At 71.2% G+C, this 11,003-nt stretch carries 10 protein-coding genes; 3 read left to right on the top strand and 7 right to left on the bottom strand.

What is annotated here, in order from left to right:
- A partial coding sequence (locus G6W55_RS35880) for an aldehyde dehydrogenase family protein (RefSeq protein WP_175524817.1) occupies nt 1-1,157 on the bottom strand: 1,157 nt, incomplete at its 3' end.
- A gap of 39 nt (nt 1,158-1,196) precedes the next feature.
- Nucleotides 1,197-2,123 (bottom strand): proline dehydrogenase family protein, encoded by a 927-nt coding sequence (locus G6W55_RS35875; protein ID WP_175524816.1) that lies wholly within the window; start codon nt 2,121-2,123, stop codon nt 1,197-1,199.
- A gap of 164 nt (nt 2,124-2,287) precedes the next feature.
- Here G6W55_RS35875 and G6W55_RS35870 point away from each other — a divergent pair, with 164 nt between their 5' ends.
- Together G6W55_RS35870 and G6W55_RS35865 are read left to right on the top strand one after the other, a co-directional pair.
- Nucleotides 2,288-3,490: a helix-turn-helix domain-containing protein gene (locus G6W55_RS35870; protein ID WP_175524815.1), complete on the top strand. Its 1,203-nt coding sequence runs from the start codon at nt 2,288-2,290 to the stop codon at nt 3,488-3,490.
- Between the two features lie 157 nt (nt 3,491-3,647).
- Nucleotides 3,648-4,127, top strand: a complete 480-nt coding sequence (locus G6W55_RS35865) for a hypothetical protein (RefSeq protein WP_175524814.1) — start codon at nt 3,648-3,650, stop codon at nt 4,125-4,127.
- Here the strand turns inward: G6W55_RS35865 and G6W55_RS35860 are convergent.
- Entirely contained in the window at nt 4,102-4,698 is a 597-nt protein-coding gene (locus tag G6W55_RS35860) for a TetR/AcrR family transcriptional regulator (RefSeq protein WP_175524813.1), read from the bottom strand. The two genes, G6W55_RS35865 and G6W55_RS35860, sit on opposite strands and share 26 nt — an antisense overlap.
- A 111-nt stretch (nt 4,699-4,809) precedes the next feature.
- Here G6W55_RS35860 and G6W55_RS35855 point away from each other — a divergent pair, with 111 nt between their 5' ends.
- On the top strand, nt 4,810-6,312 hold the full coding sequence (locus G6W55_RS35855) for an MFS transporter (protein WP_175524812.1): 1,503 nt from the start codon (nt 4,810-4,812) through the stop codon (nt 6,310-6,312).
- Nucleotides 6,313-6,425: 113 nt separating this feature from the next.
- On the opposite strand, the gene serA is transcribed toward G6W55_RS35855, so the two are convergent.
- The 4 genes from serA to G6W55_RS35835 all read right to left on the bottom strand — a co-directional run.
- On the bottom strand, nt 6,426-8,015 hold the full coding sequence (serA, locus tag G6W55_RS35850) for a phosphoglycerate dehydrogenase (protein WP_175524811.1): 1,590 nt from the start codon (nt 8,013-8,015) through the stop codon (nt 6,426-6,428).
- 233 nt (nt 8,016-8,248) lie between these two features.
- The gene (gene ilvC, locus G6W55_RS35845) at nt 8,249-9,247 is read right to left on the bottom strand and encodes a ketol-acid reductoisomerase (protein WP_085213523.1); all 999 of its coding nucleotides are present in this window, start codon (nt 9,245-9,247) and stop codon (nt 8,249-8,251) included.
- A 131-nt stretch (nt 9,248-9,378) separates the two neighbouring features.
- Nucleotides 9,379-9,903, bottom strand: coding sequence for an acetolactate synthase small subunit (ilvN, locus tag G6W55_RS35840; RefSeq protein ID WP_175524810.1), 525 nt, complete (start codon nt 9,901-9,903; stop codon nt 9,379-9,381).
- Between the two features lie 20 nt (nt 9,904-9,923).
- On the bottom strand, nt 9,924-11,003 hold a 1,080-nt coding region (locus G6W55_RS35835; protein WP_254876571.1), incomplete at its 5' end, for a thiamine pyrophosphate-dependent enzyme.

Raw genomic sequence — 11,003 nt, 5'->3', positions numbered from 1 at the left:
CGGTCGATGGCGGCCTTGTTCTTGGCGAAGGACCGCTCGTCGATGACGGCGCCGAGGAAGTGCGACAGGTCGGTGACGTCACCCATGGTGAGGCCGTCGATCTCGGCGGCGAACTCCTCCTTGAAGCCGGAGTTCCAGATCGACGCCGGGATGTAGGCGCGGGAGGTCGCGGAACACTTCTGGCCCTGGTACTCGAAGGCGCCCCGGGTCAGGGCCGTCTTCAGGACCGCGCGGTCGGCGCTCGGGTGGGCGACGACGAAGTCCTTGCCGCCGGTCTCACCGACCAGACGCGGGTAGGAGCGGTACTTCTCGATGTTGTTGCCGACCGTCTTCCACAGGTACTGGAAGGTCTTGGTCGAGCCGGTGAAGTGGATGCCGGCCAGGTCGCGGTGTTCCAGGGCGACCTCGGAGACGGCGATGCCGTCGCCGGTGACGAGGTTGATGACGCCCTTGGGCAGCCCGGCCTCCTCCAGCAACTGCATCAGCAGCACCGCGGCGTGGGTCTGGGTCGGCGACGGCTTCCAGACCACCACGTTGCCCATGAGGGCGGGCGCGGTGGGCAGGTTGGCGGCGATGGCCGAGAAGTTGAACGGCGTGATCGCGTAGACGAAGCCTTCGAGCGGGCGGTGGTCGAGGCGGTTCCACACGCCCGGCGAGTTCGCCGGGGGCTGCTCGGCCAGGATCTGGCGGGCGTAGTGGACGTTGAAGCGCCAGAAGTCGACCAACTCGCAGGGGCTGTCGATCTCGGCCTGCTGGGCGGTCTTGGACTGGCCCAGCATGGTGGAGGCGGCGATGGTCTCGCGCCAGGGGCCGGCCAGCAGCTCGGCCGCGCGCAGGATGATCGCGGCGCGGTCGTCGAAGGACATCGCGCGCCACGCCGGGGCGGCGGCGAGGGCGGCGTCGATCGCGTCCTGCGCGTCCTGGCGCGTGGCGTGCCGGCCGGTGCCGAGGACGGCCTGGTGGTTGTGCGGCTGGACCACCCGGAAGGGCTCGCCGCCGCCGAGCCGCTTCACGCCGCCGATGGTCATGGGCAGCTCGACCGGGTTGTCGGCCAGCTCCTTGAGCTTGGCCTCAAGCCGGGCACGCTCGGGGGAACCGGGGGCGTAGCCGTGCACCGGCTCGTTGACGGGGGTGGGGACCTGGGTCACAGCGTCCATGAGATCCGTAACTCCTTGACTTGAGCGGGTGGTTCGGGCTCAGCCCTTGGTGAGCATGCTGCGCGCGAAGAAGCGCAGGTTCGCCGGCTTCTCGGCGAGGCGGCGCATGAAGTAGCCGTACCAGTCGGTGCCGTAGGCGGTGTAGACGCGCATGCGGTGGCCCTCGGCGGCGAGCCGCAGGTGCTCCTCGCCACGGATGCCGTACAGCATCTGGAACTCGTACTCGTCGAGCTTGCGGCCGGCCTTGCGGGCGAGTTCCTGGGCGATCGAGATCAGGCGCGGGTCGTGGGACCCGATCATCGGGTACCCCTCGCCCTCCATGAGGGTGCGCAGGATCCGGACGTACGCCTTGTCGATCTCGTGCTTCTGCTGGTAGGCGACCTCGGCGGGCTCCTTGTAGGCGCCCTTGACGAGCCGGACGCGGCTGCCGCCGTCGGCGAGACGGCGGGCGTCGGCCTCGGTGCGGAAGAGGTACGCCTGGATGACGCAGCCTGTCCCCGGGAAGTCCTTCCGCAGCTCGTCGTGGATGGCGAACATCGAGTCGAGGGTGGTGTGGTCCTCGGCGTCGAGGGTGACGGTGGTGCCGATGGCGGCGGCGGCCTCGACGACCGGGCGGACGTTGGCGAGGGCCAGTTCGTGCCCTCCGTCCAGCGCCTGGCCGAACATGGACAGCTTGACGGACATCTCGACCCGCTCGCCGAGGCCGAGGTCGCGCAGCCGGTCGATCAGCGTGAGGTAGGCGTCGCGGGCGGCGGCGGCCTGCTCGGGGGTGGTGATGTCCTCGCCGACGACGTCCATCGTCAGCTCCAGGCCGCGGCCGGTGAGGTCCTCGATGATCGGGACGATGTCGTCGACCGTCTCACCGGGGATGAACCGGTCGACGACCTGCTTGGTGACCGGAGCCGCCGAGATCAGGCGTCGCATCCGGTCGCTGCGCGACGCGGCGAGAATCACGGGACCCAGCACGGGGCACCTCCACATACCAACCCATACGAGGCCGACACCCGACGGTCCGGGAACGGCACGGAGAACCACCGTGAAACCTAAGGATCCCTCCGATCGTCGGCCATCGACACCTGTCACGCATCCGTGCCACGGATCTCAGACATATGTATGAAGGCCCCTAGGGGATGGGGGAGAATGCCCCGGTGACGTCCGAACACAGGGGTGACTACCAGGAGCCGGTCGACGAGATCTCCGAGCTGCTCGGCGCCCCCGCGACCCTGGAGAACCGGGACTTCGAACTGATCGCGTTCGGCGCCTACGACAGTGAGGACGAGCTGGACGCGGCGGCGCTGGACCCGGTGCGCACCCGCTCGATCCTGACCCGGCGCTCCACGGCGGCCGTCCGCACCTGGTTCGAGGGCTTCGGCATCACCCGGGCGACCGGCCCGGTCCGCATCCCGCCCACCCCGGAGGCGGGCGTGTACCGGGGGCGGATCTGCCTCCCGGTACGCCATCGGGGGGTCGTCCTCGGGTACGTCTGGCTGCTGGACGACGATCCGGGGCCCTCGGACGCGCAGCTCGCGGCCGCGATGGAGGTCGCCGGGCGGATCGGCGCGCTGCTCGCGGACGAGGCGCAGCACGGCGCCGACCTCACCCGGGAGCTGCGGGCGGTGCTGACGGCGGGGGCCGACTGGCAGCGGGACATGGCGGTGGCCGAGCTGCGCACGGCGCTCGGGGCGCGCGCCGACGGCCCGCACACGGTGGTGTGCGTGGCGCCCTGGCCGTCGGCGGAGCCGGACGACGCGCCGTCCCTGCGGACCCTGCCGGGGGCGACGGCGCTGTGCGCGGTGCCGTGGGGCACGGCGGGCGGGTGTCTGGCGGTGCTGGTGCGGCTGCGCGCGCCGGACGTGCCGACCGCGGCGGGCGCGGTGGCGCACCGGCTGCTGGAGCGGGCGCCGGGCGCGGCGGCGGGTGTCGCGGCCGGCCGGTCGGGCCTCACGGACCTGGGCACGGCCTGGCGTGAGGCGGCGGCCTCGGCGCGGGCGGCGCTCGCGGAACCCCGGCTCGGCCCGGTGGCCCAGTGGGCGTCCATCGGCCCGTACCGCCTCCTCACGGCCCTCCCCCCGGAGTCCTCCCAAGACCCCGCGGTACGCCCCCTGTTGACCCCCGCGCACCGTGAACTCGCCCGCACCGCCGAGGTCTACCTCGACCGCGCGGGCCAGGCCGGCCGCACCGCCGCCGAACTGGGCATCCACCGCCAGACCTTGTACTACCGCCTGTCCCGCGTGGAACAGCTCACGGGCCTGGACCTGGACGAGGGCGAGGACCGCCTGCTGCTGCACATGGCGCTGAAGGCGGCGCGGCTGTCGGGTCCGGCCGGGGGCTGACCGTCGGAGGGGCGGTCCGGGGCGGGTGCTTCGCGGCGGCGCAGGCGCACACTGGAAGGGCACACCCCTGATCGGGAGTGCCGGTGATGGGGCTCGCCGCACGCGCGGAGGTGTCCGCTGACGGTCCCTGGTCGTTCCGTGCCGACCAGGAGGAGCCATGACCGTATCGCCGTTCCGGCGCCGTGCCGCCCTTCTGCTGGGCGGGCTGCGGCCGCCGCCCGCCGCGCCCCGGCCGTCCCGTGAGGTGCAGGCGCGGGCGCTGCTCGCCGTGCTGGAGGAGGCCGTCGCCGCGCAGCGGCCCGCCGACGCGGCGGTGGCGGCGTGCGGTGAGCCGGGGCCCGTCCCCGGGCGGGTGGCCCGGGACTGCGGTGACGCGGCCTCGGCGCTGCTCCATCTGAGGGCCCGGCTGCGGGAGGTGCCGCTGACCGAGCCGGACCTGGTGGAGGCGCGGGCCTACGCGGGGCGGCTGCTGGACTACGGGCAGTGGATGGTGCACCAGTCGGCGAACCTCGCCTTCACCGTGCACCCGGACGCCCGGACGGAGGCCGCCCGGCGGCAGCTCAACGGCCTGGGACGCCCCGCGGACGATCTACGACGGCTGCTCGACACCCTCAGGGCGCGGGAGGACCCCCCGTGACGCCCTCGACGACCTGGCGCAGCCCCTCGGTGAGGGCGTCGGCGTCGGGCGCGGTCCTGGGGTCGAAGGTCCACTGGGCGATGAGGCCGAGCATCAGCGTGGTGTAGAAGCCGCCGAGGGTGTCGGCGGTGGCGTCCGCGACCTTCTCCTCGGGCACGCCCATGAGCAGGGAGACGAAACCGCGCGCGCCCTCCCGCTGGGCACGCGCCAACTCGTCGCGCACACCCGGCAGTTGGTCACCCATGACGACGATCTCCATGCTGAGCCGCCAGAGCGATCCCGGTTCGCGCATGGTGGCGACCACGTTCGCCCAGACCGCGCGGAAGCGCTCCAGGGAGCCGGGCTCCCCCGGCGCCCGCCCGGCCGCCTCCGCGTCGAAGGAGTCGGACAGCTCCTCCACCAGCGTCACGTACGCCTGCGCGAGCAGGGCGTCCTTGGAGCCGTAGTGGTAGCCGATCGAGGCGAGGTTGGTCCCCGACTCCTTCACGATGTCGCGCGCGGTCGTGCGCGCGAACCCCTTCTGAAGCAGGCAGCGTTTGGCGCCTTCGAGCAGATCCTCGCGGTGTCCCATGCGGGGCAGCGTACCCCAGGATCCATACAGGCGTCCTAGACGTGCGACTTATACGCGCGACTTACACGCTCGTTCTATACACTCGTTTAATACAGCCGTACAGTTCTCGGCATGACGAACTCGACCTGTACCCACGGGACTTCGACGGGCCCGCGCGCCGGGCGGCGTGAGTGGACCGCCCTCGGCGTGCTGATGCTGCCGCTGCTGCTGGTCTCCATGGACCTGTCGGTCCTGTACTTCGCGATCCCGGCGATCAGCGCGGACCTGGAGCCGAGCGGCACCCAGCAGCTCTGGATCTTCGACATCTACGCGTTCGTGCTGGCCGGCCTGCTGATGACGATGGGCTCGCTCGGCGACCGCGTCGGCCGCCGCAGACTGCTGCTCGTCGGCGCCCTCGCCTTCGGCGCCGCCTCCCTGGTCGCCGCCTACGCGAACAGCGCCGAGACCCTGATCGCGGCCCGCGCGGTCCTCGGCGTCGGCGGCGCCACCCTGATGCCCTCGACGATGGCCCTGCTGCGCACGATGTTCACCGACCCCGCCCAGCGCGCGAAGGCGATCGGTCTGTGGTCCGGGGTGATGACGGCCGGGATCGCGCTCGGCTCGGTGCTCAGCGGGGTGCTGGTCCACTACTTCTGGTGGGGCTCGGTCTTCCTGGTCAACCTGCCCGCGATGGCCCTGCTGCTGATCCTCGGCCCGGTCCTGCTGCCGGAGTCCCGCGACCCGGCCCCCGGCCGTTTCGACCGGCCGAGCGTCCCGCTGTCGATGGCCGCCGTGCTCCCCGTGATCTGGGGCCTGAAGGAGATCACCGCCGAGGGCTGGCACTCCCTGTACGTCGTCTCGATCACCGTGGGCCTGCTCTTCGCCGCCCTGTTCGTCCACCGTCAGCGCACGGCCGCGAACCCGATGATCTCCCCCGCCCTGTTCCGCGCCCCCGGCTTCGCCCGCGCGGTCGTGCTGAACCTGGTCTCCGCGTTCGCCATGGTGGGCTCGGCGTTCTTCACCACGCAGTACCTCCAGTCGGTGCTGGACAAGAGCGCGCTGGAGGCCGCCCTGTGGGCGCTGCTGCCCTCGGTGCCGATCGGCATGGCCGCTCCCCTGGCCACCGCCCTGGTCCAGAAGGGCGTCGCCCGGTCCCATGTCGTCACGGCGGGCTTCGTGATCGCCGCCGCCGGCTACGCCCTGCTGGCCCTGGCCGGCACGGACTCGATGTGGCTGGTCCTGGCGGCCTGCGGGGTGCTGGCCTCCGGGATCGTCATGGTCATCTCCCAGATGACGGACCTGGCGCTCGGCGCGGTCCCGGCCGAACGCGCCGGTTCCGCCTCCTCGTTGCTGGAGACGGGCACCGAGTTCGGCGGCGCCCTGGGCATGGCCGTCCTCGGCTCCATCGGTACGGCGGTCTACCGCCACGAGATGCCGGCCGCCGCACCGGCCCCGGCCCGCGAGACGCTCGGCGGCGCCCTGGCCGTCGCGGGCGAGCTGCCGGGGCGCACGGGAGACGCCCTGGCGCTGGCGGCCCGGGAGGCGTTCACCAGCGGTATGCGGGGCGCGGCACTGGCGGGAGCCCTGGTCCTGGTGCTCGCGGCGGTGGCGGCGGCGTCCCTGCGGAGACGGTGACATCACAAACGCCGGACGGGCTGACCAACCAGCCCGTCCGGCGTTTGAGGACAAGGCCCGTTCAGGGCCGAAGCGGGGGCCTGGGGGCGGCAGCCCCCAGAAGTGCGGTGGGCCTAAACCAGGTTCACCGCACGTGCAGACGTCGCACCGATCTCCGCCGCGACCTCCCCCAGCACCCCGGAGGGCACCGTGTCGTCCACGGTCAGCACGGCCAGCGCCTCGCCGCCGACCGCCGCACGGGCCACCTGCATACCGGCGATGTTGATCCCGGCCTCGCCGAGGATCCGGCCGACCGTGCCCACGACACCGGGACGGTCCTCGTACTTGAGGACGACCATGTGGTCGGCGAGGGCGAGATCGACGTCGTACTCGCCGACCGCGACGATCTTCTGGAGGTGCTTCGGGCCGGCCAGGGTGCCGGAGACCGACACCTCCTCGCCGTCGCCGAGGGTGCCGCGCACGGTGACCACGTTGCGGTGGTCGGCCGACTCGGAGCTGGTGGTCAGGCGCACCTCGACACCGCGCTCCTGCGCGAACAGCGGGGCGTTGACATAGGACACGGTCTCGTCGACGACGTCCTCGAAGACGCCCTTGAGCGCGGAGAGTTCGAGCACCTTCACGTCGTGCTGGGTGATCTCGCCGTAGACCTCGACGTCGAGGCGGACGGCGACCTCGCCGGCCAGCGCGGTGAAGATCCGGCCCAGGCGCTCGGCCAGCGGCAGACCCGGCTTGACGTCCTCGGCGATGACACCGCCCTGGACGTTCACCGCGTCCGGGACCAGCTCGCCGGCGAGGGCGAGGCGCACCGAGCGGGCGACGGCGATACCGGCCTTCTCCTGGGCCTCGTCGGTGGAGGCGCCGAGGTGCGGGGTGGCGACGACCTGGTCGAACTCGAACAGCGGGGAGTCCGTGCAGGGCTCCTTCGCGTACACGTCGAGGCCGGCGCCGGCGACCCGGCCCTCCTTGAGCGCCGAGTACAGCGCCTCCTCGTCGACGATCCCGCCGCGCGCGGCGTTGACGATCCGCACGCTCGGCTTGACCTTGCGCAGCGCCTCGTCGCCGATCAGACCGACCGTCTCGGGGGTCTTGGGCAGGTGGACGGTGATGAAGTCGGCGACTTCCAGCAGCTCGTCGAGGGTGAGGACCTTGACGCCCATCTGCGCGGCCCGCGCGGGCTGCACATAGGGGTCGTAGGCGACGACCTTCATGCCGAAGGCGGACATGCGCTGGGCGACGAGCGCGCCGATACGGCCGAGGCCGACGACACCGAGCGTCTTCTCGGCCAGCTCCACGCCGGTGTACTTGCTGCGCTTCCACTCGCCGTTCTTCAGCGCGGCGTTGGCCTGCGGGATGTGGCGGGCGGTGGCCAGCAGCAGACCGCAGGCCAGTTCGGCGGCGGTGACGATGTTGGAGGTGGGGGCGTTGACGACCATCACGCCGGCCTTGGTGGCGGCGGAGACGTCCACGTTGTCCAGGCCGACGCCGGCTCGGGCGACGACCTTCAGCCTGTTCGCGGCGGCGATCGCCTCGGCGTCGACCTTGGTGGCCGAGCGGATCAGGATGGCGTCGACGTCGGCGATGGCCGGCAGCAGTTCGGTGCGGTCCGCGCCGTTGCAGTGCCGGATCTCGAAGTCCGGACCAAGCGCGTCCACGGTCGCGGGCGACAGCTCTTCAGCGATGAGTACGACAGGTTTCGAGCTCACGTGAGTCCTCACAAGTCCAAAGCGTGCGGACGGCCGTCCCGACGGCCGCAGGCGGAGGAGGGGCTAGCCGCGTGGAAGACGCACGACGCTGTGGGCCTGAACGCGTATGTAGGCAGCAGTGTAGTGCTGCGGCGGAGGCCGCCTCACGCCTCCGCGGAAGGATCACCCGTCCGTGGTTCGACGGGATGGCCAAAAGGGCCGGAGCGGCTCGCTCCGGCCCCCGGCCGTGAGGCTCACGCCTCTTCGTTCACCCAGCTCATCAGCTTGCGGAGCTGCTTGCCGGTGGTCTCCAGCAGGTGCTCGGAGTCGGCGTTCTTGTACTCGTTGTACTTCTTCAGACCGCCGTGGTACTCGTCCATCCAGTTACGGGCGAAGGTGCCGTCCTGGATCTCGGCAAGGACCTGCTTCATCTCGGCCTTGGTGGCGTCGGTGATGATGCGCGGGCCGGTGACGTAGTCGCCCCACTCGGCGGTCTCGGAGACGGACCAGCGCATCTTCTCCAGGCCGCCCTCGTACATGAGGTCGACGATCAGCTTCAGCTCGTGCAGGCACTCGAAGTAGGCGATCTCCGGCTGGTAGCCGGCCTCGACCAGGGTCTCGAAGCCCGCCTTGACCAGCGCGGCGGTGCCACCGCACAGCACGGCCTGCTCACCGAACAGGTCGGTCTCGGTCTCCTCGGTGAAGGTCGTCTTGATGACACCGGCACGGGTGCCGCCGATGGCCTTGGCGTACGACAGGGCCAGCGCGAAGGCGTTGCCGGTCGCGTCCTGCTCGACGGCGGCGATCGCGGGGACGCCGCGGCCCTCCTCGTACTGGCGGCGGACCAGGTGGCCCGGGCCCTTCGGGGCGACCAGGGCGACGTCGACGCCGGCCGGGGCCTTGATGAAGCCGAAGCGGACGTTGAAGCCGTGCGCGAAGAACAGCGCGTCGCCGTCCTTGAGGTTCGGCGCGATGGACTCCTCGTAGACCTGGGCCTGGATCGGGTCCGGGATCAGGATCATGATGACGTCGGCCTCGGCGGCCGCCTCGGCGGGCGTGACCACGCGCAGGCCCTGCTCCTCGGCCTTCGCCTTGGACTTGGAGCCCTCGTGCAGACCGACGCGGACGTCGACACCCGAGTCGCGCAGGGACAGCGCGTGGGCGTGGCCCTGGCTGCCGTACCCGATGACCGCGACCTTGCGGCCCTGGATGATGGACAGGTCGGCGTCGGCGTCGTAGAACAGCTCGGCCACTGTGGGTTCTCTCCTTGTGTACGGGTCTTGCGTCCCACCGTATGACGGCGGGCGGGAGCGGAGTTTCGGGGTCTCGGTATGCGGGCGGGTGACCCGGGCGGCCATCGGTCGGCGGCCGCCCGTTCCCATCCTTATGCCGATCGGTCGAGAGCGCGCAGCGACCGGTCCGTGATCGAGCGGGCGCCACGTCCGATCGCGATCGTGCCGGACTGGACCAGCTCCTTGATGCCGTACGGTTCCAGCATCTTGAGCATGGCGGACAGCTTGTCGTTGCTGCCGGTGGCCTCGATGGTCACGGCCTCCGGGGAGACGTCCACGGTCTTGGCGCGGAAGAGCTGGACGATCTCGACGATCTGGGAGCGCGTCTCGTTGTCGGCGCGCACCTTCACCAGAACGAGTTCACGGTGGACGGCCTGGGCCGGCTCCAGTTCGACGATCTTCAGCACCTCGACCAGCTTGTTGAGCTGCTTGGTGACCTGCTCCAGCGGCAGGGCGTCGACGCTCACCACGATCGTGATGCGCGAGATGTCGGGGTGCTCGGTGACGCCGACCGCGAGCGAGTCGATGTTGAAGCCGCGGCGGGAGAAGAGGGCGGCGATCCGGGCCAGGATGCCCGGCTTGTTCTCCACCAGGACGGAGAGCGTGTGCTTGGACATTTCTCGTTCGTCTCTCTCGCTCAGTCGTCTTCGTTGTCGCCGAAGTCGGGGCGGACGTCCCGGGCGGCCATGATCTCGTCGTTGGAGGTGCCGGCGGCGACCATCGGCCAGACCATCGCGTCCTCGTGGACGATGAAGTCCACGACCACCGGACGGTCGTTGACGGCGTTCGCCTCCTCGATGACCTTGTCGAGGTCGTCGGCGGACTCGCAGCGGATGGCGTGGCAGCCCATGGCCTCCGACAGCTTCACGAAGTCCGGGACCCGGGTGCCGCGGGCCTCCGGGTTGACGTCGCTCGGGCCGCTGTGCAGCACGGTGTTGGAGTAGCGCTGGTTGTAGAACAGGGTCTGCCACTGGCGGACCATGCCGAGGGCGCCGTTGTTGATGATGGCGACCTTGATCGGGATGCCGTTCAGGGCGCAGGTGGTCAGCTCCTGATTGGTCATCTGGAAGCAGCCGTCGCCGTCGATCGCCCAGACGGTCCGGTCCGGCGCGCCGGCCTTGGCGCCCATCGCGGCCGGGACGGCGTAGCCCATGGTGCCCGCGCCGCCGGAGTTCAGCCAGGTGGCGGGCTTCTCGTACTTGATGAAGTGGGCGGCCCACATCTGGTGCTGGCCGACGCCCGCGGTGAAGATCGTGCCCTCGGGGGCGAGCCGGCCGATGCGCTCGATGACCTGCTGCGGGGAGAGCGAGCCGTCGACGGGCTGGTCGTAGCCCAGCGGGTAGGTGTCGCGCCAGCGGCTGAGGTCCTTCCACCAGGCGCTGTAGTCGCCGCGCTGGCCCTCGCTGTGCTCCTTCTGGACCGCCTGCACCAGGTCGGCGAGGACCTCGCGGGCGTCTCCGACGATCGGCACGTCGGCGGCGCGGTTCTTGCCGATCTCCGCCGGGTCGATGTCCGCGTGGACGATCTTGGCGAACGGCGCGAAGCTGTCCAGCTTGCCGGTGACGCGGTCGTCGAAGCGGGCGCCGAGGGCGACGATCAGGTCGGCCTTCTGGAGGGCGGTCACGGCGGCCACCGAGCCGTGCATGCCGGGCATGCCCAGGTGCTGCGGGTGGCTGTCGGGGAAGGCGCCCAGCGCCATCAGCGTGGTGGTGACGGG

The organism is Streptomyces sp. CAI-85, from assembly GCF_013363615.1.
In the GTDB taxonomy this organism is placed as follows: Bacteria; Actinomycetota; Actinomycetes; order Streptomycetales; family Streptomycetaceae; genus Streptomyces; species Streptomyces antibioticus_B.
Note: the sequence above shows the minus strand (reverse complement) of the source record. Positions and strands in the feature narration are given on the sequence as shown.